Source organism: Streptomyces kryoterrae, from assembly GCF_054072135.1.
In genome coordinates this window covers 3,746,435-3,770,580 of sequence record NZ_CM133358.1, presented here as the reverse complement: position 1 = coordinate 3,770,580, position 24,146 = coordinate 3,746,435, and the positions used below count along the sequence as shown (strand labels likewise).

Sequence of the window (24,146 nt, the reverse complement as noted above, 5' to 3'; positions counted from 1 at the left end):
GTCAGCTCCCGAACAGTTCACGAGCGGCGTGGCCGAGGACGGGGTAGACCGCCCCGATCATCAGCACGACCCACAGGCCGACGACGGTCCAGAGCATCTGCTTCTGGTAGCGCGGGCCCTTCGACCAGAAGTCGACGGCGATGACGCGCAGGCCGTTCAGCGCGTGGAAGAGGATGGCGGCGACGAGGCCGTACTCCAGCACGGCGACGATCGGCGTCTTGTACGTGGCCACAACCTTGTCGTAGGCCTCGGGAGAGACACGGACGAGAGCGGTGTCCAGGACGTGTACGAACAGGAAGAAGAAGATGAGGACGCCGGTGACTCGATGAGCCACCCAGGACCACATTCCTTCCCGGCCGCGGTACAGCGTTCCAGCCGGCACGGAAAACCCTCCGGGAGCGGGGATCGGAGCCGCGCCGGCTTCGGGTGTCGGACGGGCCCGGCCGGGTACGGTCCACCGGCCCTGGCCATCGTAGCGACGTGTTGTCGGAACGCTTACAGCGGGCCTACCGATGTGATCAAACAGGCTTCGTACGGGCTACTGGGTGCGGCTGCCCGGGGAGGGCGTGCGGTTGTCCGCCGGGCGGCCGGTCAGCTGTGACCGGGCGCGCCCCGCAGGGCGTTTTCCAGCCGTTCCCTCGCCAGGCCGCGGAGTTCCTCCGCCGCGACCACCCGCTCCTCCTCCGGATCGTTCGTCAAGCGTGCCCGGATGGCGGCCAGGATCGTGTTCAGGACCTCCGTGGGAGGCGTGCCGTCCAGGCAGATGACGAAGACATGCCCGAACCTGGCCTCGTACGCCGCGTACGCGGCCCCCAGGGCCGTGTGGGCCGCCGAGTACACCCCGTCCGGCAGGGTGGGCAGCGCCTCCGCGGCCAGGGCCTCGCAGAGGTCGCCCGGGGTCAGGTCGTACGCCGCCTCGTCCGCTGCCGCGAGCAGGGAGTCCAGGTCAGGGTAGGGGCGGTGGTCGGCGAGACGGCGGGCCCAGCGGAGGCTGCGCAGGCAGGTGAGGAGCGCGCGCTCGATGTCCTCGGCGGGCTCGGTGTTGAACCCTGCCAGGCTCCGCGGCGTAGGAGAGGGGGACTCGGCGCGCGTCTGTGCCGGCATGGCGAGCCGGCCGGAGAATTGGGGAAGACGGTGCGCGGACAGCGTGAGTCCTCGGAGGTCTGGGTCGGAAGGTGAGATGCGCCTGAAGAGTGGAGAGGCGCCGCTCACATTATCGAGAGTGGTCAGGAGCTGTCCGACGGAGGTCTGAATTTCACCCGAACGGGAGAGTTTCAGACCGTACGGTGGACGATTCCCGTGGGGTGGGGCCGTAGGTTCAGAGGTGGAGGCGATCCAGGAGGTGCGTGGCATGCGGGCGATACGTGAGGCTCTGGCAGGGGGGACCCGGTGACCGGGCGGAGGCGACGGGCTCCGGAGCGGAAACGGGGTCTGAGCAGGAAGACGTACGGACAGGGGTCCGGGTTGCTTCTCGGGGCCGGTGTTCTTGTCGCGGCCGGTGCGGTGGGGGTGACCGTCGTCCTCTGGCCGGTCGGCAACACCAGCAGCGACACCGACACCGGCAGCGGCATCGCGTCGACCGGCGCGGCGCGCTCCTCGGACGCGGCCGGAGCGGACAGCTCCGCGGCCACCGCGTCCCGTGCGCCTGCCTCGCCCTCCCCGTCTCCCGCCCGCGTCTACCCCCTCTCCAAGACCCCCCGCACCATCCCCGCCGTACGCGAGCACGTACCCGCCCGGGGTCCGGGCTGGCGCCCCGCCTCGGCGTCCCGGGTGGTCGTCACCGCCGACGGCCTCGCCGACGAGGGGAAGCTGCTCGCCGGTGAGCTGCGGATGACGTACGGCGGAACCGCCGCGCCCGGTGCCGGGGACGTCCAGCTCAAGCTGGACCCGGCGCAGGCGACGAAGGGCCCCGAGTCCTACACCCTCACCGTCAGGAGCGGCCGGGTCACCGTGGCCGCCCCCGCCGAAGCCGGCGTCTTCTACGGCACCCGCACCCTCAAGCAGGAGGTGGCCGGCGGGAGCACCGCCTCCGAGGGTGTCGTGCGCGACCGGCCGGCCAAGGCGCAGCGCGGGCTGATGCTGGACATCGCCCGCAAGCACTTCACGGCGGCCTGGATCGAGGACCGCGTCCGTGAACTGGGCGACCTCAAGTTCAACGAGCTGGGCCTGCACTTCTCCGACGACCAGGGCTTCCGGATCGCCTCCGACACCCACCCGGAGGTCGTCTCCGGGGACCACCTCACCAAGGCCGAGGTCCGCCGCATCCTCGCCCTCGCCGCGAGCCGTCACATCACCGTCGTGCCCGAGATCGACTCCCCGGGCCACCTGGGCGCGGTCCTCGCCGCCCACCCCGACCTCCAGCTGAAGAACGCGCAGGGCACGGCGGCACGCGGGGCGATCGACATCTCCGAGCCCGGAGCCGCGAAAATCGTCGACGACCTGCTGGGCGAGTACGCCGACCTCTTCCCCGGCGCGTCCTGGCACCTGGGCGGCGACGAGTACCGGGCCCTGGCCGTGTCCAACCCGGCGGCCTCCTACCCCCAGCTCGCCGCAGCGGCCACCGAGAAGTACGGCGCGGGCGCAGGCGTCTCCGACCTCGCGACAGGCTGGCTCAACGACCGCGCCGCCACCGTCCGCGCCCACGGCCGGACGAGCCTGCGCGCCTGGAACGACGGCTTCTACAAGGCGAGCTCGGTCCAGCCGGACAAGAACCTCCAGGTCGCCTACTGGACCGGCAAGGAGATCGGCGCCCGGCAGCCGACCGCCTACCTGAGCGCGGGCCGCAAGGTCGTCAACTACAACGACGAGTACCTCTACTACGTACTCGGGCAGCCGAACACCTTCGTCTATCCGACGGGCGAGCGGATCTACAAGCAGTGGACCCCACGGGTGCTGCGCGGCAGCACGGCTGTCTCCGCGTCGTACGACGGGCAGATCCGGGGCGGGGTCTTCGCCGTCTGGTGCGACCTCGCCGGATCGCAGACCCAGAAGCAGGTGGCCGCCGGGATACGGCTGCCGCTGCGGGCGACCGTGCAGAAGCTGTGGGATCCCCGGGCCCAGCCGCCCCTGTCCTGGACCGACTTCAAGAAGCTGGCGGCCCGGCTGGGCTGAAACCGGCTGGACGTACGGGCCGGACGAACCATAGGTTCCGCACAAGTAGCACACGTATTCGTGTGTCGGGCGTGGTCCTGGGGAGGGGCCGCGCCCGGCTTCTTGTTCCCGGGGGATCCGCATGTTCTGCAAGCACTGCAAGCTGTCCACGGCCACCACCCCCGAGGGCCTGTGCTGGGACTGCGCCGACGCCGCCGACGAGCCCACGTCCGGGCGCGCGTTCGTGTCCCGGCCCGTGCTCTCGGCACCGCCCGCACCCACCGGCCCCGTCGTCCAGCCGCACGGACCGGCCTGGCTGCGTTCACCGGTCGGACTCGGCAGGGCCGTCGCCGTCATGCTCGGCGTGGTCGTCGCCGTCGACCTCTTCGCCGTCTGCGCCGGCATCAACATGCACGACGTGATGGGCGCCCTCGCGGACGACGGCCTCGGCTACGGCGGCTACAACGCCCTCATGCGCCGCGCCGACCAGGCGGACACGCTCTACTACGTCGCCGGAGTCGCGCAGACGGCGACCTTCTTCGCGACGGCCGTCTTCTTCCTCGTCTGGTTCCTGCGCGTGCGGGTCAACGCCGAGGTGTTCAACCCGTTCGGGCACACCATGAAGCGCGGCTGGACGGGCTGGTGCTGGTTCGTGCCGATCGTCAGTCTGTGGTTCCCGCGCCGGATCATGCTGGACATCTGGGACGCGAGCAGCCCAGCGGGTACCCGCGCGCCGCACGGGCTCGTCAACGCCTGGTGGACGCTGTGGCTCATCGCGCTCTTCACCAGCCGGGAGGATTTCGGTTCGTTCGACCGCGCCGACACGGCCGACGAGATCCGCAGTGGCGTCGTCCAGGTGCTCGTCTCCGACGCCGTCGACATCGCGGCAGCCGTGCTCGCGATCCTCGTCGTGCTCCGGCTGACCCGGATGCAGCAGGAGAAGGCCCTGCGGGGTCCCGTCCCCGTGGGCGTCTGACGTCCGATTGTCCGATCTCTGGCCAACTCGCTCGTGTCTGTGGTGTATTCGGCGCGGGCACAGCGAGCAGAACCGGAACGCCAGGGGGATGGCATTGGGTTACTGGGGCTACTTGATCGTGGGCAGGAGCGAGCGGCCGCTCGCGGAGACCGACGCCCTGCGGGCGGTGCGCGACGGGCTGACCTCGCGTGAGAGGCGGGACGACGGCTGGCAGGTGTGGGAGTACCCGAGCGGCGACGGTGACGTCGGCAGCATGAACGCGCTCGCCATGGAGACCGGCGCGCCCGCGCTCTTCGGGTACGTCATGGACAGCCGCTGTGTGGTGCTGGAGGCGGCGGCGCCCGCGAGCGGGGCGTGGACCACCTGTCTGGCGCGCGACGCCATGGCCGGGTACCTGGGCGCCGGACAGGGCGAAGGGGGCGCGGAGAGCGAGGAAGGCGCCGGGCTCACGCTCGACGACTACTTTCTGGAACCCGGCGACGCGGCCGAACGCGCGGTCGACTGGGCCGCGGAGGCCGGCCACACCGTGAACGCCGCGCCGCTCCTCGACGTACTGACTTCGGAACCCGACCCGTTGGCCGAAAACCTGTTCTTCCGGTTCCTCGACCGACTTGGTGTTCTGCCCCTGTGACGCTCCGGGTACCTTGCACGCAGCTAGGGATAGTACGGGCTCCGTAAGGGATGGCGCCCTCGGAGGGAGGCGTGCATGAGCCTGGTGGAACTGATCGCCGGCGCCGACGAGCGGGGCCTGACTGTCAGCGGACTGGCTTGTTTGGACCGGTGTGTGTCGCTCCTGGGCGGTGATGACGAGGTCCTGCGTCCCCTGTGGACCAGCCTCGCCGACGGCACCGACGCGGAGGAATGGGCGACCCGTCTGGAACAGGCCCGGATCAAGCTCGGCCCCGAGGACGCCGACCACCCGGCCGCCCCTCCGGCCTCCGCCGAGGGTGAGGCCACCCTCCTCGCCCGGCGGATGCTCGCCGCCGCCCCCGCCACCCGGTCCGCCGCCGACGTGCGCGAATGGGCCGACGACTGCTCCGTCGCCGCCCTCCGCATCCACCGGCTCCTGGACGCCTCCGCCACCGGCCCGTCCTCGGTCGACTCCCACCGTGAAGGCCGTACGGAGGGCATCTCACCCCTCGTGGCTGCCGAACTGCGGCGCCAGATCACCGTCCTGGAACTGCTCGCCGGGCACGGTTTTGGCGGCCTGCGGCAGGCGCTGGCGGTGTCGACGGAAGGGCGGCGCGTCCTGCGCGCGGTGGTGTCGCGACGGGCACGCGGACGGGCCTGACCTCCGGGACCGGGTGGACCTTGTGGCTTTCCTGTGGTCGTCCTGGGGCGGACCTGGGGTGGTCCCGCGCCGATCCCGGTCAGGCGCCGGAATGGGGTGACGCGGGCAGCCGCCCGCACGCTTTCCTGGAATGTGACAGCACACCGAGCACCAGGAAGAGCGGCCCGAACGACACGTCCACAGGCCGCCGCGAAGCCCGTGCGGTGGGCCGCCGACACCGTCGCGACGATGCGCGAGGGCGCGCGGCTGCGCCTCGACTACTCGACCCAGAGTCTGTGGCGCGCCGACCGGATGATCGAGGAACTCCGCCGCGAGCAGACGCCGTACGCCGCCGTGGAGTCGGTGCTGCGCGGCTTCGGAGCGTACGCGGGCGAGGTGATCGTGCGGCGGACCGACGGTGCCGCGGAGTGGCTGGAGGCGGACGGCGGGCACTGGGTCCGTACGGCCGACGGGCGGTTGTGGGACCCGGTCGAAGAGGCCCGCCGCTGTTTCGCCGGCCATGGTTCGCTGCGGCTGCTGTGCCGGGACGCCACGGCGATCTGAACCGGCCCGAGCAGTGACGTTTCCGTGCCGAGCGACGCAGATGCCCATGAGGACGGGCACCGACCCCGCACGCGGTACGCCGGTACGCCGGCACGGACGAGGACAGCGCTTGGGCCAGGGACGACGGAAACCCCGCCGGGTACAGGTGTACGACGCGGAGCTGGGCGACGCCGTCGCCCGGGCCCAGGACGGGGACGAGGCCGCCTTCGCGGTCGCGTACCGGCTCGTGCAGCCCGGACTCCTCGGCTATCTCCGCGGCCTCGTCGGCGACGAGGCGGAGGACGTGGCGTCCGACGCCTGGCTGGAGATCTCCCGCGACCTGGGCCGCTTCAAGGGCGACGGCGCCGGTTTCCGGGGCTGGACGGCGACCATCGCCCGCAACCGCGCCCTCGACCTGCTGCGCCGCAGACGGACCCGGCCCCAGGGGACGCCGCTCGAACCGGACGTACTGGACCTGCCCGGCCCGCACAGCACCCCCGACCAGGCCCTGGAGACCCTCTCCACGGAGTACGCCCTCGGCCTCATCGCCGGACTCCCGCGTGACCAGGCCGAGGCGGTCCTGCTCCGCGTGGTCGTCGGCCTCGACGCCCCGGCCGCCGCCCGCGTCCTCGGCAAACGCCCCGGCGCGGTACGCACGGCCGCACACCGGGGCCTGAAACGCCTGGCCCGGCAACTGGAAGAAACGACATGAACGCAGACGACGTCACAGGCCGACCGCCGGCCCACCTGACCGGGCTGCTCGCCGCCGCCCTGCGCGAAGGCCCACGGGACGACGACACCACCGGCGACGGGGAGCGGACGGCGATCGCGGCGTTCCTCGTCGCCCGGGACTCCGGCGCACACAAGGCGGCACGCACCCGACGCCGGGACGACTGGCGATGACGGAGGGCCCCACTCTCAGCCGATGGCAACGACCGGGGCCGCCACCCCCCACAGGAGAGGCCCCGGCCGTCGCGCGGCACGGGCCGCGCGGCGGCCCGTATCTTCTACAGCGCCGCGCGTGCGTTTTCTGTCACACCGTCACCGGATCACGAGTTAGTTGCACGTTGTACGGACATGGACGAGGACCGCTTTCACGCCGTAACGTGCCTTTCGCTACAGGCTGCGGACGACAGGCAACTGCATCCACTGAGGTCTTGAGGTGTGCGCGGTGCAGGGGGACGACGCGGAGCTGACCACCGCGGTGCTTGCGGCACAGGCCGGGGACGAGACCGCGTTCCGGACTGTGTACCGCTCGGTGCACCCACGGCTGCTCGGGTACGTGCGGACGCTGGTCGGCGACCCGGACGCCGAGGACGTGACGTCCGAGGCCTGGCTCCAGATAGCCCGTGACCTGGACCGGTTCAGCGGGGACGCGGACCGCTTCCGGGGCTGGGCCGCGCGGATCGCCCGCAACCGCGCCCTCGATCACCTACGGATGCGCGGGCGCCGCCCCGCCATAGGCGGCGACGAGACCGAGCTGTCCGGCCGGCCCGCCGACTCCGACACGGCGGGCGAGGCCATGGAGTCGCTGGCCACCGACAGCACCCTCTCCCTCATCGCCCAGCTGCCCCAGGACCAGGCCGAGGCCGTCGTCCTGCGGGTGGTCGTCGGCCTCGACGCGAAAACCGCCGCCGAGACCCTCGGCAAGCGCCCCGGAGCCGTCCGCACGGCGGCGCACCGAGGTCTGCGACGGCTCGCGGAACTGCTCGGCGAGGACCCGGACGCGACCGCCGCGCTCGACGCGCTGCCGCCCCCACGGGAACCGCACGGACGTGCGGTGTCATCGGCCGGTGTGACGCATACGCGTTCGCGGACGCAGAAGGACATGTGATGGCCGACGACGACCCGTACAGGTGGCTGGACCGCGCTGCGGCGGAGCGTTTGCTGAGCGGGCAGCCGCTGGAGCCCTCACTCGCGTCCGCCGGCCCCGAAGCCCGCGACCAGGCCGAGCTGCTCGCCAAGACCCTGGACGCGCTCTCCGTGGACACCCCGCCGGGCAGCGCCGAACTCCCGGGCGAGGCCGCCGCGTTGGCCGCTTTCCGCAAGGCCCGCCCGGCCCCCGACCTCATCACCGTTGCCCCCGCGACCGCAACGCCGCCCGCGTCGGACCTGGGCTCGGACATGGGCCTCGTACGGGTGGGAGGGTTCGGGCGTTCCGGTGCCTCCCCCCGGAGCGGAGCCCGCACGGCCCGCTGGAACCGTCCCCTGCGGCTGGGGCTCGGTGCCGCGCTGGCCGTCGGCATGGTCGGCTCGGCCGCGATGGCCGCCGGCATCGGCGTGCTGCCGAACCCGTTCGGCGGCGACGCGCCCGGCCGCCCCGCCGCCACCGTGTCGGCCGGCGAGTCGCGTGACGCCATGCAGGCCTCGCCGTCGCCGGACGTGACCCGGGGCAAGGGCATCCCGTCCCCCAGGCCCGACAGCACGGCCGGGGGCTCCTTCGGCAGGGGCACCACCGGGGGCGCCGAGCCCCGGGACAGCCCGACCGGCGCGGGACAGGGGTCCCGCTCCGATCCGGGCCGGCCCGGCGACTGGCGCAGCGCACTCGCCCTGTCCTGCCGTGACATGCGCAGCGGCAAGAAGCTGGAGGCGGAGCGCAGACGGGCCCTGGAGAAGGCGGCCAAGGGTTCCCGGAAGGTGCCGCAGTACTGCGAGGACACCCTCAGGGACGAACCGGCAGTCCGCTCGAACGCCGACACGGGCACCGGCAGCGGGGCGGGCGGCACAGACACCGGCGCCGAGGACGGCCAGAACGGCGCCGGTGACACCGGGGGCAAGGGCAACGACGTGAGCGGCGGCAACGGCGACGGCGGTGGAAACGGCCACGGGAGCGGCAACGGCCACGGGAGCGGCAACGGCCACGGCGGCCGGGCCGCTGCGGAGCCGACGCCCACACCGACGACCTTCGCCGCGGTACGGGTGAACGAGCCCCCGTACGAACCGGCGCCGGACCCCGACCCGTCGTACGGCGTCCTGCCGCAGCCGACGGCCACCTGAGTCCCGTACGCCCCGGAGCACACCTCTCTGCACCGCGGGGCACCGCTCCGACCTGCGCGGATGTGCGTCGGCGAGGTGCTTCGGCGAAGTTCGCGCGTGCGGGGTGTGACACTTTCGGCGGCGCCGACGCAGTAGGAAGTGAGCCGACTGGTCATCGGTTCCTCGCACAGAGCCGGGGGTTCCCCCCGTACCTTCGGCTCGTGCACCTGGCGCGGGCGGGACACGTTCCCCCGGTCCCGTCCGCGCCCCGAATCATCCTCGCCGCCGCAGGCTCACCAGTAGATGACGACCTTGTCGCCGTTGCTCACCTCGGCGAAGATCGCGGCGATCGCCGTCTCGTCCCGGATGTTCACACAGCCGTGCGAGGCGCCGCCGTAGCCGCGGGCCGCGAAGTCGGCGGAGTAGTGGACGGCCTGGCCGCCGCTGAAGAACATCGCGTAGGGCATGGGGGAGTCGTAGAGCGTCGACACATGGTGCCGTGACTTCCAGTAGACGCTGAAGACGCCTTCCCGGGTCGGCGTGTACTGGCTGCCGAACCGCACGGCCACCGTCGAGACCGTCCGGCCGTCGATCATCCAGCGCAGCGTCCGGCTCGTCTTGCTGATGCACAGCACCCGGCCGGTGAGACAGCGCGGGTCGGGATAGGCGGCCGGCTGCCCGCCCATCAGATACAGCTCCCACTGTCCGGGCTCGCGCGTCATCCGCAGCAGCCGCTGCCAGGTGACGGTGTCGGTCCGCCCGGTGCGCGGCAGCCCGCGCTTGCCCTGGAAGCCCTTGACGGCGTTCTCCGTCAGGTCGTCGTACGACCCGGTCGGCCCGTCGAAGAGCCAGGAGACCTGACGCAGCCGCGCCTGGAGCTCCCGCACGTCCCGCCCGCTGTCACCGCGCGACCAGAGAACGGCGGCGGGCGGGGAGGGAGCGCGGGTCGCCCGCTTCGGAGACGGGGTCGGTTTCGGCGCCGGAGTGGCCGTGGCGCCGGGTTTGTCGTCGGCGGGCGGGTGCGAGACCTGGATGTGGACAGGCGACCGCGGGTCGCCGTCCGGGTCCGTGGTCTGCACCGTGCAGCCGCCCACGGCGAGAGCCGTGAGAACGGCGGACATCACCTTTCGCATGCCCGTAGTACGCAAGCCGGCCCCCCGAAGCTCATCACCTGACCCCCGTGCAAGTTACGCCGAGGCACCCACCATGACGCGTGTGTCGGCATCAGGACTACCCGTCGAACCGGTGTACAGACCCGCCGCGCCTTCCGATGTCCTCCGAGCTGGGCAATTCGCCCGAATGGGTGATCGGAAGGGGAAAGCGCACGCCCCCGGTTAGTCTCGCGAAGTGTGAGCCCTGAAAAGGAGGATGCCGTGGCCGTACTGCAACGGTCGACGGCAGCTATCCCGACCCGCAGCGCTTCAAGCGGGGCCAGAGCGTGCCCGTTCCGGAGTCCGTCGGCGTTCGCGGCGAACTCTCCGTGGACACCCTCCACGACGGCTGACCGTGGGGCTGTCGTCCTCGCCGTGAACCTGTCGCCTGCCGGGTTCTAGCCCGTCACACCCATGCCCGCCGCGTACTCCTCCAGCCCCTCCGCCGTGGCCCCCGCCCAGCCGACGTAGCCGTCAGGGCGGACGAGGAACACCCCGGTGCCGTACGCCTCGTACGGGAGGAGGTGGACCGTGGGTACGGGGAGCGTCGGCAGTGCCGTGGCCGTGCCCACCGTCAGCAGGGTCCAGTGCGGGCCGCGGAACGTGTCGAAGAGGCGTACGCCGTCCACCGTGCCGTCCGGGGCGCGGTCGCCCGCGTGGACCGGGCCCGGCGCCGGGCGGGTCTCCACCGCCAGTGACGAGTCGCGGTAGCCGAGGGCGAGCTGCCGGGTCGCCTCGCCGCGCCTGATCTCGCCCCGGTGGACACCCGTCGAGATGCCCAGCATCCGCCCGGCGACCGGCCGGCGCTCCTCCTCGTACGTGGCCAGTACGGACTCGGCGACCCCGCCCCGCAGCACCGCGCCCAGCTTCCAGCCCAGGTTGTACGCGTCCTGGACGCTCGTGTTCAGGCCCTGGCCCCCGGCGGGGGAGTGGACGTGCGCCGCGTCCCCCGCGAGGAACACCCGGCCGGTGCGGAAGCTGTCCGCCAGTGCCGCGCGCGGGCGGAAGTCCGAGGCCCAGCGGACCTCGGTCACGTCCTCGGGGGCAAGGTGCGAGCGGGCCGCGGCGACCTTGCGGATGCCCTCCAGGGACAGGTCAGGGTGGTCCCCCTCCGGGAACTGGGCCACCAGCTGGAAGTCCTCCGTCCCGGCCAGCGGGCAGATCGCGAGGAAGCCCGTGCCGTCCGCCCGCGGCGGGAAGACATGCCAGTTGTCGCGGTCCAGGCCGGTGATCCGTACGTCCGCCACGAGGATCGGGTTCGGGTCGACCGTCTCGCCCGTCATGGCGATCCCCAGCGCCCGGCGCACCGTCGAGCGGCCACCGTCGGCCGCGACGACGTACCGGGCGCGGACGGGCTCACCGGCGGCGAAGGCGACCGTCACGCCCTCCGCGTCCTGCTCCAGGCCCACGACCTCGCGGCCGAAGTCCACCCGCCCGCCCAGCTCCGTCAGCCGCGCGAACAGGATCTCCTGCGTCCTCCACTGCGGCACCATCCACGGCTCGGCCCCGTACGGAGACTCCTCGCCCTCCTCCGCCGGGTCGAACATCCGGTGCTCGCCCGCCCGCCTGCCGTCCTGCCAGATCATCCCGGCCGGGTACGGGCCCCCGGCCGCCCGGATGGCGTCCACCACCCCGAGGTCGTCGAAGACCTCCAGCGTGCGCGGCTGGATGCCCTTGCCCCGCGACCCGGGGAACAGCCCCTCGGCCCGCTCCACGACCACCGCGTCCACCCCGCGCCGTGCGAGGTCGACGGCGAGCGCCAGTCCGGTGGGGCCCGCGCCCACCACCAGTACGTCGGTCATCACGACCATCTCCTTAACGTTGTTAAGTCGCCTTGCCTCCGAGAGTGGACTTAACAGTGTTAAGTTGTCAAGCGTGAGCACGGAAGCAGCAGAACCAGCAGAACCGGCAGAGCCGGCGCGACGAACCGAACGATCAGGCCGCCGAGCCCCCCTCGACCGCAAACGCGTCGCGGACACCGCCCTGAGGCTTCTGGGCGAGGTCGGCCTCGACGGGCTCACCCTGCGTGCCATCGCCAAGGAGCTGGACGTCAAGGCGCCCGCCCTGTACTGGCACTTCAAGGACAAGCAGGCCCTGCTCGACGAGATGGCGACCGAGATGTACCGGCGGATGGTCGCCGGCCCGCCCCTCGGCCCCGACGTCCCCTGGGACGAGCGCCTGCTCGCGGCCAACCGCGGCCTGCGCGACGCCCTGCTCGGCTACCGCGACGGCGCCAAGGTGTTCAGCGGCTCCCGTTTCACCGGTGTCGAGCACGCCGTCCGGATGGAGGCGAACCTCCGCTGCTTCGTCGAGGCCGGCTTCACCCCGGCCCAGGCCGTGCGCGCGAACATGACCGCGTACGTCTATACGATTGGCTTCGTCACGGAGGAACAGGGCGTCCAGCCGCTGCCCGGCGAGCGCCGGGAGGGGTACGACGTCGAGGAGCGGGCCCGGCGGATGGCAGACTTTCCCCTGTCGGCCGCGGCCGGCGCCGAGGTCTTCCAGGACTACGACCGACAGTTCGAGGAAGGGCTGGGGCTGGTGCTCGCAGGGATCAGGACGACGTACGCGATGACGTACGGGAAGTCGTCGTGACGCGTGGGGATTTCGGCCCGGCCCTCATCCTTCGAGTGCTGCCCGGTCGGGACCGAGTTGACATCCGGCGCCGAATAACTCTTACTGTCGCGGAATCTGCAGCTGAGAGAGCCCAGGTGTGCGCGTGACCAATCGTCCCCCGATACTGTCCGTCATCGTCCCTTGTTACAACATCGAGACCTATGTCTCGGACACAGTGACGAGTCTCGTCAACAACGACCAGGACGACTTCGAGTTCATCTTCATCGAGGACCGCTCGACGAAGGACAAGACCTACGAGGCGTTGCTGGAGCTGACGAAGCGGCTGAAGCACGGCAGGGTGATCCAGCACGAGCAGAACGGCGGCCTGGCCACCGCCCGCAACACCGGCATCGACGCGGCCGAAGGCACCTACCTCACCTTCCTCGACGGTGACGACTGGCTGGCCCCGGGCTATCTGAAGGACCTCGTGGGCGCCATCCAGCGCCACGACGTCGACTTCGTGCGCACCGACCACGTCCAGGTCAACGGCATCGAGCGAGCCGTCCACCGGGCCCCCGAGGGCCGCCGGAACGTCCCGTTGGACCCGCGCACCTCGATCCTCCCGGTCGACGACACCACGATGGTCGACTACCCCTACGCCTGGGCCGGCGTCTACCACCGCCGCCTCCTCGACAAGGGCATGCTGCGCTTCCACGACGGTCTCAAGACCGCCGAGGACCGCCCCTGGATCTGGGACCTGCACCGCCGGGCCGAGTCCTACACGGTCGCCAGCCTGCGCGGTGTCTTCTACCGCCGGGGTGTCACCACCTCCCTCACCCAGATCGGCGACGTCCGCCAGCTGGACTTCTTCCGGTCCTTCGACCTCGTACTCGCCGAACTGGCGAACGACCCCGAGGTGGGGCTGCTGCGCAAGAAGGCGCTGCGCAACTACTGCGTCGTCATCGCGCACCAGCTGCTCCAGCGCAGCCGGTTCGACCGCCCCACCGCCGCCAAACTGCGGCAGATGAGCGCCGACGCGCTGAACAAGATGTCCGAGGACGAGCTCCAGGCCGCCCTCATCGGGATGGGCGAGCAGCGCGTCCACCTGCTGCGGCGCGTGCGCGGCGGTATGAAGGGAATCGCGGCATGATCCAGATCTTCTTCTCGGCGACGCAGTACGCCGCGGCGACCGTCACGGCCGCCATCCGCGCCGGCCTCTTCGGCCCGCGCGAGGACCACCGCCGCATCCTGGTCGTCAGCAACACGGCCGCCATTCCGGAGGTCGGCACCCCGCTCGACAGAATGTCCGGCTTCGAGAAGCTGCGGCCCGAGTTCGACGAGGTGCGCTCCTGGAACGAGTTCATCTCCCCGCACCACCCGGCCGGCTGGTCCCCCCGCGCGCAGGACGCCATCATGTGGGAGAAGGCCGTACGCCTGGCCTGGAACCTCGGTGACGAGCCCGTCGAGATCGCCTGCGAGTCGATCCAGGCGAACCCCTCCCGCGCGGTCGCCGAGATCTTCGCCGACAGCCCGATCCACGTGTACGCGGACGGCCTGATGAGCTACGGCCCCACCCGCAACCGCGTCCCGCACGGCATGAGCAGCCGCATCGCCCGTGTGCTGCACCTCGACCTCATACCGGGCCTTCGGCCCCTCCTCCTCGCCGAGTACGGCGTGGAGCCGGTGCCGATCCCCAACGAGCCGATCGTCGGCGTACTCAACGAGATCGGGGAACAGGGGGCCGACATCCTGGCCGCCCGTATCCCGGCCGAGAACCGTCCGACGGCCGTGCTCCTCGGCCAGTACCTGTCCGCCATCAACCTCATCACCCAGGAGGAAGAGGAGGAGCTGCACGTCCGGATGCTCCGGGCCGCGGCCAGGGCCGGTCACACGGCCGTCCTGTTCAAGCCGCACCCGAGCGCCCCGGCCGCGTACTCCACCTCCCTGCAGAGCGCCGCCACGGAACTCGGCGTGCACCTGAGCGTGCTGAACGAACCGGTGCTCGCCGAGACGGTGTTCGCGTACCTGAAGCCGCAGCTCGTCGTCGGCTGCTTCTCCACCGCGCTGATGACCGCCGCGACCTTCTACGGCATCCCGGTCGCCCGGGTCGGCACGGAGTCGCTCCTCGACGCCATCACGCCGTACGAGAACAGCAACCGCATCCCGCTCACCATCATCGACGCGGCCCTGCCCGACGCCGAACGCGACCTCGCGTCCAGCATCGGCACGCCGTCCGACGACCCCGGGCTCGTCGAGCGGCTGTCGCCGCTGGTGAAGGCGGTCGGGTACTGCATGCAGTCCCGTAAGCACCCGCAGCTGCGCGACGAGGTCGCCGCCTGGCTGTCGGTCCATCTGCCGGAGAACGCCCACTACTTCAAGCGCCGCCGCCTGACCAGCCTCCGCCTCCCCGGCGGCAGCGCGGTCCGCGCGGAGACGCTGCGGCGCAACCCGACGGTCCGCAAGGTCGTGAAGAGGGTCAGGGCCGCGCGGTCCTGACGGGCAGGAACACGAGGAGGCCCGGGGTCGGATACCGACCCCGGGCCTCCTCGCATCCGCTTACCGCTACGCCTGCTTCAGCTTCTCGCCCAGCTTCTTCGACTGGAGTGTCATCGTCCGCTTCAGCCGGGATCCGAACGGCTTCTCGACGAACCGGTGCATCAGCCAGGCCAGCGACAGCAGGCCCGCCACCGACGCGAGGATCGTCAGATACGGGTCGAGGCCCCAGCCGCGGTGCAGGACCCGGATGAAGAACCAGCCCAGGTGCTCGTGGATCAGATAGAACGGGTACGTCAACGCGCCCGCGACCGTCAGCCAGTTCCAGTTCGCCCAGCTCGTCCAGCCCAGCGCCACCACCGCGACGGACACGAAGGCGAGCAGCACGATGGCCTGGATGACCAGCGGGTTGCGCACGAAGTCGCCCTGCGCGCCCGGGTGCCACAGGGCCGTCACCGAGTAGCGCTGGCCCAGCAGGTACGACATGCCGACGATGCCCCACAGGAGCAGGTCACTGCCGTAGCGGTGGATCAGGTAGAGGGCCAGGCCGCCGATGAAGAAGGGGGCGTGGTCGCGGAAGGTGAGTTCGGAGATCAGCGGGTTGTCCGCGACCCGGGCGAAGGCGCCGGCCAGCGTCCACAGGATGCAGAAGGTCACCACCCGGCGGTAGGTGACGCCCTTCCAGACCACGAACAGCGCGAACAGCACGTAGAACTTGAGCTCCACCCACAGCGTCCAGCACACGCCCAGGACACGCGGCACGCCCAGCGGCTGCTGCATCATCGTGAGGTTGACCAGGAACTCGTCGCCGCGCACATGGTGCACGACCACCGGCATCAGGAACGAGGCGGCGGTGACCATGACGATCGCGACCCAGTACGCCGGGTAGAGACGGGCGATGCGCGAGCGGAAGAAGTCGCCCAGCGTCTTGCCCCAGCTGCTCATGCAGATCACGAAGCCACTGATGACGAAGAAGAACTGCACCCCGAGGCTGCCGTAGGTGGCGAACCGGGACAGGGTCGGGAACATCACACCCGGCGACTGGTGCCAGGACTCGGCGACCTGACCGTTCTTGCCGGCGAAGTGGTACATGCAGACCATCAGCGCGGCCACCAGCCGCAGCCCGTCCAGCGCCTTCAGCCGGCTGACCGGGCGGCGCTTGACGGCCTCGGCGGCGGGCACGGCGGCCGGTTCGGCACTCCCGGACCGCGGGACCGGCGGCGGGGCCGGTAGCGGGGGGGCCATGGTCTGGTCGGCCGCGGTCATCAGGTGGCCTTTCGCAGCTGGGACAAAAGAAACTGACTCATCGACGACAACCAGGAGAGTCAGGGGCAAGCCAAAGAGGTAGCACAGAACTCTCACGGATGAACAACCGGTCAGCTCATTGACGTATGCACGCACGCGTACGGACACGGACACAGGCACGGCCGCCGACGCGTACAGACACCTACGCGTCGCCACCCCGTCCGTATACGAGGCGGGGGGCGACGCGTTCGGCAGATTAAATCTTCGCAGTGCCTGTTGTCACAGAATCACCGATTCGGCGATTCACCGCTACCGCTTGACGGTCCTGCTGAGCGCCCGTGCCCGGCGCGCGATCCGGCGCACGGTCGCGTTGCGCGGGATGAACGACAGCTGGGACGGCAGGGCACCGGGCAGCGCCAGCGAGGTCAGACGGCGGCGCTTGAAGTAGCGCCAGGTCTGCTCGGTGAGGTGCTTGGAGAGGTAGTTCTCCGCCTCCGGGCGCAGCCGCGGATAGATCCGGGGCTGCATGCAGAACCCGATCGCCTTGACGAGCCCGGCCAGGTTCTTGCCGACCTGCTTGTCCGAGGGCATCGCCCACTTCTTGACGGCCTTGGCGTCCGCGAGGTCCGGCAGCAGCAGGTCCACGATGGTCAGGGGCACACGGTTGCTGTTCTGGTACGGCGTGATCTTCTCCAGCACGGTGTCCGTGCCGACCCGGGCGACCGGGATGCCGTACAGACCGGCGGCCGTGAACAGGCCGGTCGAGAAGCAGCCGACGACCAGCGCGGGGCGCAGTCGCTGGAAGAGGACCTCGGCGAGCACGGGCCGGTCCAGGACGGTGAGTTCCGCGCCGAGCTTCTTCGCCTCCGTCTCCAGGGACCCCGCCCAGGCCGTGGGCGCGGTCGGGTGCGGCTTGAAGACGAGCGAGCGGTGTCCGGCCGCGACGGCGCCGCGCACCATGCGCAGATGCAGCTCCTCCTCTTCGTGCGGGGTGAGGATGCCGAGCGCGGATAGGTACTGCCCGAGGAGCAGCGCGGGCTGGTCCTTCGGGAGGTTCTCCCAGGTCACCGTCTCGTCCCCGGCCTCGGCGAGTTCGCCCAGCACCTTCAGGAAGGCCTCGGACGGCACCAGTTCGGCGGGCACGCCGAACTCGGTGAGCAGCAGCGGGGTGAGGCCCGGGACGAGGTCGAGGTGCAGCAGGCGCCCGATGCGGGTGCCGACCAGCGCGTCGATCTTGTCGCGCGTGGGGCCATAACTTATGAGGCCGTCCGCGTAGACGTCGACGGGAGCGCCGGTGAACAGCTGGCACAGCGCGAGAGCCGGGTTGACCTGCACGGACTCGACGGCCAGCTGGATGTTGTCGTCACCGAGGTTCCACAGCAGCCGCAGATGCCGTTCCCACAGCGGGACGTCGTCGGCGCGCGGGCCCCAGCCGCTGGGGTGGAACGGGGCGATCGTCTCGTTCCAGGACAGGACCTCGTCGAACCGCCCGCTCACCCGGTCGAAGCCGGACATCGCGTCGACCCCGGGGGTGATCTCGGGGTTGGCCGCGTTGTTGGTGATCAGCAGCAGCCTTCGGTCGGCCGGCTCGAAGAGCCCGGCGTCGAGGGCGGCGGCCAGCGTGGCGGCGCCGTACAGCGTCGACGCACAGAAGATCTGCGTGGTGCGGGTCTGAGTGGTGCGGGACATCAGACGGACACCGTCCCGGCGGACGCGGAGACGGGCCTGCGCCGCACCTTCCGCAGCCGGGTGGCCCGCTGGGCGTCCATCGAGTCGATGGCCTCCGCGAGAACGTCCTGCGGCATCCGCTTCAGCGCGGCGGCGCTCAGCGAGCGCAGTTTTCGGGCCACAGCGGGTTCGAACCTCTCGATCGCTCCGAGATGATGAGCCATGATCGCGCAGTAGGTGCGCACTGCTTTCGGCAGCAGCCTATCCGCCTCGGGGTCCCGGGCCGTCTCCTCGATGACCTGGTCGAAGGCCCGGATGAAGTCGAGTTGGCGAACATCACCGATTTGGGTGAGCGAGGAGGCGACCCCGCGCCGGTAGAAGACGCCGAGCAGCCCCACCGCGGCGAACGACTCCGCCTCCCGGTGCAGCTTCCAGATCCACGGCCGGTCCTCCGCCGTACGCAGCCCGTCGGTGAAGTGCAGGATGCCGCGGTCGACGAGCCGGCGGTGGTAGATGCCGGCCCAGGCGTAGGCGTAGTCGACGGAGGTGGTGCGGTCGGTGGGCAGGATCGCGTCCCGCGGCGACATCACGACCCCGCGCCGGCCGTGCGGGACCCGATGGATCGCGCGTGCCCGGTTGGTGCACTGGACATGGTCCGTACGAACGAAATCGCAGCCCAACTCCTCAATAGCGGCGAGGAGTTGGGGAAAATAGCCGGGCGCGAGCCAGTCGTCGCCGTCGAGGAACGTGAGGTATTCGCCACGCGCTTTGTCGATACCGGTGTTGCGAGCGGTGGCCAGGCCTCCGTTCTTCTCGTGGCTGACCAGCACGGCGCCCGGCAGCTCGCGCTCTGCGCGCGCGAGGATGTCCGGAGTCTCGTCGCGCGAACAGTCGTCGACGAGGATGAACTCGAAGTCCTCGCGCGCGTTGGCGCGCAGGCTCTTCAGAGTGTCGGGCGCGTATTGCTGCACGTTGTAGAACGGCACGATGACGGAGAGCTTGACCACGAGTCCGAGGTTAGAGCCTCTCCGGTGGTCCTACTTTACCCGGGGTTTGATGTCGGGTGAACTACATGTGTCCGCCCGGTGAATCAAGGGGGTTTCTGCACGTTTGACGTCTTGATTCAAGCCGACGCGACCCTTTGTTAACCCTTTGTTGCCTTGGGATTGGGTGGAAGCACCCCATGTCGGCTTAAGGTCTTGGGCGTGCCAGCCAGTACCACGAGCCCCATGCGGGTCGCCGTCCTCGCCGATTCCGACACTCGGTGGAAATGGGGTGCGCTCACAGCCAGCCGTATTTCTCCTGATAATTCCGACATTCATCTTGACGGCTACCTCCTCCGAGGCAGAGCCACCCCCACCGCCCGACAGCTCCAGGAAGTAGGCGTCAGGGCGGACTCGCTGCGCGAGGTGACCGCCCTGGAGTTCCTGCGGGCCATGGACCAGGAGGAGCCGTACGACATCCTCGTGCTCGCCCTGGTCGGCGGTGGCGTCCAGGCGATGCTGCACGGCCTGGCGCAGGTGTGGGACGACACGGCCCTGCGCCCTGTCGTCGTCACCGGCTATGTCGGGGTCGTGTACGAAAAGCTCGCCGACGGGCTCCTGCTGCGGCACGGTGCCGACCTGGTCCTCGCGAACTCCCGCCAGGACGCCGACCGCTTCAAGGCCGTGTACGACGGAGTCGGCGCCGACTCGTCCTCTGTGACCGAAGTCGCACTTCCGTTCCTGGGTGGCGCGACTTACACGGGTGAGCATGGTCACCCGTACACCGTGGTGTTCGCCGCTCAGCCCTCCGTCCCGGAGAGCCGCAAGGACCGTACGTATCTCCTCGACCGGCTCGTGCAGCACGCGAAGCTGCACCCGGAGCGCGAGGTGCTGCTCAAGCTGCGTTCCAAGCCAGGTGAGCACACCACCCACATCGAGGAACTGCCCTACCAGAAACTGGCCCAGCGCGCCGACCTTCCGCCGAACTTCAAGCTCGTCTACGGGCACATGGGCGAGGTCCTGGACCGCACGGACCTGCTGGTCACCATCAGCTCCACGGCCGCCCTGGAGTCCCTGCACCGCAGCATCCCGACCGTCGTGCTGAGCGACCTGGGCGTGCGCGAGGCGCTCGGCAACCACCACTTCGTGGGCTCCGGCTGCCTCGCCTCCTGGGAGCAGCTCGACGCCGGTCACCAGCCCGTTCCCGACGCCGACTGGGTGGCCCGCCAGGGTGTCGCTGCTGATGGCTCGTACGAGACCGCCTTCGACGCCGCACGCGACAGGATCGACCGACTTCTGGGATCCTCGAAGCTTCCGCCCCTGGCCCCGTACTACACACCGATGACGGCTCCCGGATATTTGCCGGGTATTCTCGCTCGGCACCACCTCGGCCCCGACGGCGTTCCGCTGCCCGGAGCGCCGGCCGCCGACAAGGAGCCGGGAGCGGTGCGGCAGATCGTGCGTCGCGCGGCCCGCGGCGCCTACCGGCACGGCGTGCAGCGCGTCGCGCCCGTGATCCGGCGGATGGGGGAACTGTGACCCACCGGATCCCCCGTCGAACACGCGAAGAGCGTCAAGGAGTGCAGGCAATGTCCAACCCGGAGTCCAACCCGGAAGCGGGCCGAGCGACCGCGCGGCCCCGCGTGCTCGCAGTGATCCCCGCGAGAGGGGGCTCCAAGGGCGTGCCCGCGAAGAACCTGCTGCCCGTCGGCGGGGTCCCGCTGGTCGCCCGTGCGGTGCGCGAGTGCCTCGCCGCCAAGCTGGTCACGGACGTCGTCGTCTCCACCGACGACCAGGCGATCGCCGCCGCAGCCCGCCAGGCCGGCGCCGAGGTCGTGCTGCGCCCCGCCGCCATCGCCGGTGACACCGCGACCTCCGAGGCCGCCGTCCTGCACGCCATGGACGCCCACGAGACGCTGCACGACGCCAAGGTCGACGTGGTCCTGCTCGTCCAGTGCACCAGCCCGTTCATCATCCGCGAGGACGTCGACGGCGTGGTCAACGCGGTCGTGCACAACGGCGCGGACAGCGCGCTGACCGTCGCCCCCTTCCACGGCTTCATCTGGCGCGACGCCGCCGACGACCCGCAGCCGGCGCCCGCCGAGCGCACGGCCGTCGAGGGCGGCACCGGCTCCGTGGCCACCGAGACGGTCACCGTCGGCGGCGGCTATGGCGTGAATCACGACAAGTCCTTCCGGCCCCGCCGCCAGGACCGCCCCCAGGACCTCCTGGAGACCGGCGCCGTCTACGCCATGGACGCGACGGGCTTCCGTAAGTCGAAGCACCGTTTCTTCGGTCACACCGAACCCGTGCGCACCGACCCGGCCCGCGTGCTGGAGATCGACGATCCGCACGACCTCGCCCGCGCCCGGGCCCTCGCGACGCTCTTCGACGCGAACCGCCCCGGCGCCCTCCCGACCGCCGACGACATCGACGCGGTCGTACTCGACTTCGACGGCACCCAGACAGACGACAGGGTGCTGATCGACTCCGAAGGACGGGAAATCGTCTCCGTGCATCGCGGTGACGGACTCGGCATCGCCGCTCTGCGCAAGAGCGGCCTCCACATGCTGATCCTGTCCTCGGAGCAGAACCCGGTCGTCGCCGCCCGCGCACGGAAGCTACAGCTGCCCGTGCTGCACGGCATCGACCGGAAAGACCTCGCACTGAAGCAGTGGTGCGAGGAGCAGGGCATCGCGCCGGAGCGCGTGCTCTACGTCGGCAACGACGTCAACGACCTCCCGTGCTTCGCCCTCGTGGGCTGGCCCGTGGCGGTCGCGAGCGCCCACGACGTTGTGCGCGGCGCCGCACGCGCGGTCACCACCGTTCCCGGCGGCGACGGCGCGATCCGAGAGATCGCCAGCTGGATCCTCGGCCCCTCTCTCGACCCCCTCAACAAGAAGTAAGGAACCAAAAGTCATGACCACCACCCGCTTGCGCTCGTTCGGCTCGAAGACCGCCGGCCCCGGCCAGCCCGTCTACATCTGTGGCGAGATCGGCATCAACCACAACGGTGACCTTGAGAACGCCTTCAAGCTGATCGACGTGGCCGCCGAAGCCGGCTGCGACGCGGTCAAGTTCCAGAAGCGCACCCCGGAGATCTGCACCCCGCGCGACCAGTGGGACATCGAGCGCGACACCCCCTGGGGCCGCATGACCTACATCGACTACCGCCACCGTGTGGAGTTCGGTGAGGACGACTACCGCAAGATCGACGAGCACTGCAAGAAGCGCGGCATCGACTGGTTCGCCTCCCCGTGGGACACCGAGGCCGTCGCGTTCCTGGAGAAGTTCGACGTCCCGGCCCACAAGGTCGCCTCCGCGTCCCTGACGGACGACGAGCTGCTCGTCGCCCTCCGCCAGACCGGCCGTACGGTCATCCTGTCGACGGGTATGTCCACCCCGAAGCAGATCCGTCACGCGGTCGAGGTGCTGGGCAGCGACAACATCCTGCTCTGCCACGCGACGTCGACCTACCCGGCGAAGGCCGAGGAGCTCAACCTCCGCGTGATCAACACGCTGGAGAAGGAGTACCCCAACGTCCCGATCGGCTACTCCGGCCACGAGACGGGCCTGCAGACCACGCTGGCCGCGGTCGCCCTCGGTGCCACCTTCGTCGAGCGTCACATCACCCTCGACCGCGCGATGTGGGGCTCCGACCAGGCCGCCTCCGTCGAGCCGCAGGGCCTGACCCGCCTCGTCCGTGACATCCGCACCATCTCCGAGTCCCTCGGCGACGGTGTCAAGAAGGTCTACGAGTCCGAGATCGGCCCGATGAAGAAGCTCCGTCGTGTCTCCGGCGTCATCGCCGACGCGGAGATCGCGGCTGCGGCGGGCGAGCCCGTCACCGCCTGATCCGCACCACTCAGCGGCCTCACCGGCGCGAGCCGGTGACCACTGTCGTCCACGCGGATCCCCCAGTCCGTACTCACGGAAGCGACGGTCGTACGTCGATGAGCCCACGCGCCGGTACCACCGGCCCCCAAACTCTCGCCTTCGTCGAGAGCCCGGTCCAGCTGCTGAACGTGCTGGAATGGGCGCATGTGCACACGCATGCGCTCAGCCCGGAGGGGGCCGGCGGTCCGGCGTCGGCTGTTTCCGCCAGCAAAAAGGGCAAACTCTCCGGGAGGGTCCCCGGACAGGCTTCGCGCCGCTGGCGCAGAGGCCGGAGCCGGCCGGAGATCCACCGGGAACCCGCCGGTGGCGGACTGACCCTGGTCGTCCTCTCCCCGGTCGACCCGATGACCCGGGGCCAGCTGCGCCGTATGGCCGAGCTCGCCCGCGAGGAGGGCCACGAGGTCCGCTGGGAGGACGCGCGGGCCGGAACCTCGGCCCCTTTCCGCACGATCGGCGGTCTCGCCCCCCTGCTGCGCAGGACGGAGCGGATCGTGATGGGGGACCCGTTCTCCCGCTACGTACAGGTGCTTCTCAACATCACCAAGGCCCGAGACCTCGTCGTGGTCGACGACGGCACCGCGACCATGGAGTTCGTCTCCCAGCTCGCGCGCGGTGAGCGCCTGGTGCGCTGGCACCGCAAGTCCCAGCGCCCCGGAGCGCGGGACCTGCTGTTCATCCCGGTGTCGTCGAAGGCCCGCCGCCGGCTGACCCCGGGCGGCAGGCGCCGGGTCGAGATCTTCTCCTCGATGCCGATCGAGGACATCCCCGAGGGCGTCGAGGTCACCTCCAACGACTTCGCCTGGACCCGCTCCCGCTTCGGCCCCCCGCTCATCTCCGAGGGCGCCGACATGGTCGGCACGTCACTCGTCGAGACGGGCGTGGTCGACGCCGACCGCTACCGCGACGCGGTCCGCACCCTGGCCAAGGCCCACGGCGTGACGCGCTACTTCGCCCACCGCCGCGAGAGCGCCGAGAAACTCCACGACCTGGCGGCCTGCACGGGCCTGGAGGTGGTCCGCCCGGACCTCCCCCTGGAACTGATCGCCCGCCGCGGCCCCATCGGCCGTACGATCCTCAGCTTCCCCTCGACGGTCGTCCACACCCTCCCCCTGGCTCTGGCGGGCACGGACGTCAAGGTCGCCGTCTGCGACATCGACCCGGCCTGGCTCACGGCGAGCGCGTCACCGCGGGCGCAGGGGTTCCTCTCGGGCGTCACGGGCTCGGCCCGGGACGTGCAGCGGGTGTCGACGAAGTCGGACCACCCGGCAAAGGAAGCGAAGGCTACGGGCTGACGCCCG

Annotated in this window: 23 protein-coding genes; 16 read left to right on the top strand and 7 right to left on the bottom strand. The window is 70.6% G+C overall.

What is annotated here, in order from left to right; genetic code table 11:
- Position 1: 1 nt before the first annotated feature.
- Together sdhC and ACW4TU_RS15985 are read right to left on the bottom strand one after the other, a co-directional pair.
- A complete protein-coding gene (gene sdhC, locus ACW4TU_RS15990) occupies positions 2 to 346 on the bottom strand; it encodes a succinate dehydrogenase, cytochrome b556 subunit (RefSeq protein ID WP_203689426.1) in 345 nt (114 codons plus the stop codon).
- A 245-nt stretch (positions 347 to 591) separates the two neighbouring features.
- A complete protein-coding gene (locus ACW4TU_RS15985) occupies positions 592 to 1,104 on the bottom strand; it encodes a 2-oxo-4-hydroxy-4-carboxy-5-ureidoimidazoline decarboxylase (RefSeq protein ID WP_457428489.1) in 513 nt (170 codons plus the stop codon).
- Positions 1,105 to 1,464: 360 nt separating this feature from the next.
- On the opposite strand from ACW4TU_RS15985, the gene ACW4TU_RS15980 reads away from it, so the two are divergent.
- The 9 genes from ACW4TU_RS15980 (at position 1,465) to ACW4TU_RS15940 (ending at position 8,876) form a co-directional block, all read left to right on the top strand.
- Positions 1,465 to 3,111, top strand: a complete 1,647-nt coding sequence (locus ACW4TU_RS15980) for a beta-N-acetylhexosaminidase (RefSeq protein ID WP_457428488.1) — start codon at positions 1,465 to 1,467, stop codon at positions 3,109 to 3,111.
- Between the two features lie 121 nt (positions 3,112 to 3,232).
- On the top strand, positions 3,233 to 4,066 hold the full coding sequence (locus ACW4TU_RS15975; protein ID WP_457428487.1) for a DUF4328 domain-containing protein: 834 nt from the start codon (positions 3,233 to 3,235) through the stop codon (positions 4,064 to 4,066).
- A gap of 94 nt (positions 4,067 to 4,160) precedes the next feature.
- The gene (locus ACW4TU_RS15970) at positions 4,161 to 4,697 is read left to right on the top strand and encodes a hypothetical protein (protein ID WP_457430135.1); all 537 of its coding nucleotides are present in this window, start codon (positions 4,161 to 4,163) and stop codon (positions 4,695 to 4,697) included.
- Positions 4,698 to 4,772: 75 nt separating this feature from the next.
- Positions 4,773 to 5,357, top strand: coding sequence for a hypothetical protein (locus ACW4TU_RS15965; RefSeq protein WP_457428486.1), 585 nt, complete (start codon positions 4,773 to 4,775; stop codon positions 5,355 to 5,357).
- Positions 5,358 to 5,489: 132 nt separating this feature from the next.
- On the top strand, positions 5,490 to 5,900 hold the full coding sequence (locus tag ACW4TU_RS15960) for a DUF6278 family protein (RefSeq protein ID WP_457428485.1): 411 nt from the start codon (positions 5,490 to 5,492) through the stop codon (positions 5,898 to 5,900).
- A gap of 109 nt (positions 5,901 to 6,009) precedes the next feature.
- Complete coding sequence (locus tag ACW4TU_RS15955) at positions 6,010 to 6,591, top strand: RNA polymerase sigma factor (protein WP_457428484.1); 582 nt, start codon at positions 6,010 to 6,012, stop codon at positions 6,589 to 6,591.
- Complete coding sequence (locus tag ACW4TU_RS15950; protein WP_457428483.1) at positions 6,588 to 6,782, top strand: hypothetical protein; 195 nt, start codon at positions 6,588 to 6,590, stop codon at positions 6,780 to 6,782. Before ACW4TU_RS15955 ends, ACW4TU_RS15950 begins: the two co-directional genes overlap by 4 nt.
- Positions 6,783 to 7,050: 268 nt before the next feature.
- Complete coding sequence (locus ACW4TU_RS15945; RefSeq protein ID WP_457428482.1) at positions 7,051 to 7,713, top strand: RNA polymerase sigma factor; 663 nt, start codon at positions 7,051 to 7,053, stop codon at positions 7,711 to 7,713.
- Positions 7,713 to 8,876 (top strand): hypothetical protein, encoded by a 1,164-nt coding sequence (locus ACW4TU_RS15940; RefSeq protein ID WP_457428481.1) that lies wholly within the window; start codon positions 7,713 to 7,715, stop codon positions 8,874 to 8,876. Before ACW4TU_RS15945 ends, ACW4TU_RS15940 begins: the two co-directional genes overlap by 1 nt.
- Positions 8,877 to 9,148: 272 nt before the next feature.
- Here ACW4TU_RS15940 and ACW4TU_RS15935 read toward each other — a convergent pair whose 3' ends face one another.
- Positions 9,149 to 9,976, bottom strand: a complete 828-nt coding sequence (locus tag ACW4TU_RS15935) for a L,D-transpeptidase family protein (protein WP_457428480.1) — start codon at positions 9,974 to 9,976, stop codon at positions 9,149 to 9,151.
- A gap of 428 nt (positions 9,977 to 10,404) precedes the next feature.
- Positions 10,405 to 11,811: an FAD-dependent oxidoreductase gene (locus ACW4TU_RS15930; protein WP_457428479.1), complete on the bottom strand. Its 1,407-nt coding sequence runs from the start codon at positions 11,809 to 11,811 to the stop codon at positions 10,405 to 10,407.
- Positions 11,812 to 11,989: 178 nt separating this feature from the next.
- Between ACW4TU_RS15930 and ACW4TU_RS15925 the strand changes: the two genes are divergently transcribed.
- From ACW4TU_RS15925 to ACW4TU_RS15915, 3 genes are all read left to right on the top strand, one after another.
- Complete coding sequence (locus ACW4TU_RS15925; RefSeq protein ID WP_457430133.1) at positions 11,990 to 12,601, top strand: TetR/AcrR family transcriptional regulator; 612 nt, start codon at positions 11,990 to 11,992, stop codon at positions 12,599 to 12,601.
- Between the two features lie 124 nt (positions 12,602 to 12,725).
- Positions 12,726 to 13,712 (top strand): glycosyltransferase family 2 protein, encoded by a 987-nt coding sequence (locus ACW4TU_RS15920; protein WP_457428478.1) that lies wholly within the window; start codon positions 12,726 to 12,728, stop codon positions 13,710 to 13,712.
- Positions 13,709 to 15,058: a polysialyltransferase family glycosyltransferase gene (locus ACW4TU_RS15915; protein ID WP_457428477.1), complete on the top strand. Its 1,350-nt coding sequence runs from the start codon at positions 13,709 to 13,711 to the stop codon at positions 15,056 to 15,058. The genes ACW4TU_RS15920 and ACW4TU_RS15915 overlap by 4 nt, the downstream gene beginning before the upstream one ends.
- 66 nt (positions 15,059 to 15,124) lie before the next feature.
- Here the strand turns inward: ACW4TU_RS15915 and ACW4TU_RS15910 are convergent, their stop codons facing one another.
- From ACW4TU_RS15910 to ACW4TU_RS15900, 3 genes are all read right to left on the bottom strand, one after another.
- A complete protein-coding gene (locus tag ACW4TU_RS15910; RefSeq protein ID WP_457428476.1) occupies positions 15,125 to 16,321 on the bottom strand; it encodes an acyltransferase family protein in 1,197 nt (398 codons plus the stop codon).
- 288 nt (positions 16,322 to 16,609) lie between these two features.
- Complete coding sequence (locus tag ACW4TU_RS15905; RefSeq protein WP_457428475.1) at positions 16,610 to 17,989, bottom strand: polysialyltransferase family glycosyltransferase; 1,380 nt, start codon at positions 17,987 to 17,989, stop codon at positions 16,610 to 16,612.
- Complete coding sequence (locus ACW4TU_RS15900) at positions 17,989 to 18,975, bottom strand: glycosyltransferase family 2 protein (protein ID WP_398402249.1); 987 nt, start codon at positions 18,973 to 18,975, stop codon at positions 17,989 to 17,991. Before ACW4TU_RS15900 ends, ACW4TU_RS15905 begins: the two co-directional genes overlap by 1 nt.
- A 198-nt stretch (positions 18,976 to 19,173) precedes the next feature.
- Here ACW4TU_RS15900 and ACW4TU_RS15895 point away from each other — a divergent pair, with 198 nt between their 5' ends.
- The 4 genes from ACW4TU_RS15895 (at position 19,174) to ACW4TU_RS15880 (ending at position 24,140) form a co-directional block, all read left to right on the top strand.
- Positions 19,174 to 20,490, top strand: coding sequence for a DUF6716 putative glycosyltransferase (locus ACW4TU_RS15895; RefSeq protein ID WP_457428474.1), 1,317 nt, complete (start codon positions 19,174 to 19,176; stop codon positions 20,488 to 20,490).
- 50 nt (positions 20,491 to 20,540) lie between these two features.
- Positions 20,541 to 21,857, top strand: coding sequence for a cytidylyltransferase domain-containing protein (locus ACW4TU_RS15890; protein ID WP_457428473.1), 1,317 nt, complete (start codon positions 20,541 to 20,543; stop codon positions 21,855 to 21,857).
- Positions 21,858 to 21,870: 13 nt separating this feature from the next.
- Positions 21,871 to 22,806, top strand: coding sequence for an N-acetylneuraminate synthase family protein (locus ACW4TU_RS15885; protein ID WP_457428472.1), 936 nt, complete (start codon positions 21,871 to 21,873; stop codon positions 22,804 to 22,806).
- A gap of 98 nt (positions 22,807 to 22,904) precedes the next feature.
- Positions 22,905 to 24,140, top strand: a complete 1,236-nt coding sequence (locus ACW4TU_RS15880) for a hypothetical protein (protein ID WP_457428471.1) — start codon at positions 22,905 to 22,907, stop codon at positions 24,138 to 24,140.
- Positions 24,141 to 24,146: the final 6 nt, after the last annotated feature.

Bases quoted from the DNA above. Each gene is read 5' to 3' on its own strand.
- sdhC (WP_203689426.1), bottom strand. From the start codon at position 346: ATGTGGTCCTGGGTGGCTCATCGAGTCACCGGCGTCCTCATCTTCTTC.
- ACW4TU_RS15985 (WP_457428489.1), bottom strand. From the start codon at position 1,104: ATGCCGGCACAGACGCGCGCCGAGTCCCCCTCTCCTACGCCGCGGAGC.
- ACW4TU_RS15975 (WP_457428487.1), top strand. From the start codon at position 3,233: ATGTTCTGCAAGCACTGCAAGCTGTCCACGGCCACCACCCCCGAGGGC.
- ACW4TU_RS15965 (WP_457428486.1), top strand. From the start codon at position 4,773: ATGAGCCTGGTGGAACTGATCGCCGGCGCCGACGAGCGGGGCCTGACT.
- ACW4TU_RS15950 (WP_457428483.1), top strand. From the start codon at position 6,588: ATGAACGCAGACGACGTCACAGGCCGACCGCCGGCCCACCTGACCGGG.
- ACW4TU_RS15940 (WP_457428481.1), top strand. From the start codon at position 7,713: ATGGCCGACGACGACCCGTACAGGTGGCTGGACCGCGCTGCGGCGGAG.
- ACW4TU_RS15935 (WP_457428480.1), bottom strand. From the start codon at position 9,976: ATGTCCGCCGTTCTCACGGCTCTCGCCGTGGGCGGCTGCACGGTGCAG.
- ACW4TU_RS15915 (WP_457428477.1), top strand. From the start codon at position 13,709: ATGATCCAGATCTTCTTCTCGGCGACGCAGTACGCCGCGGCGACCGTC.
- ACW4TU_RS15910 (WP_457428476.1), bottom strand. From the start codon at position 16,321: ATGACCGCGGCCGACCAGACCATGGCCCCCCCGCTACCGGCCCCGCCG.
- ACW4TU_RS15905 (WP_457428475.1), bottom strand. From the start codon at position 17,989: ATGTCCCGCACCACTCAGACCCGCACCACGCAGATCTTCTGTGCGTCG.
- ACW4TU_RS15890 (WP_457428473.1), top strand. From the start codon at position 20,541: ATGTCCAACCCGGAGTCCAACCCGGAAGCGGGCCGAGCGACCGCGCGG.
- ACW4TU_RS15885 (WP_457428472.1), top strand. From the start codon at position 21,871: ATGACCACCACCCGCTTGCGCTCGTTCGGCTCGAAGACCGCCGGCCCC.
- ACW4TU_RS15880 (WP_457428471.1), top strand. From the start codon at position 22,905: ATGAGCCCACGCGCCGGTACCACCGGCCCCCAAACTCTCGCCTTCGTC.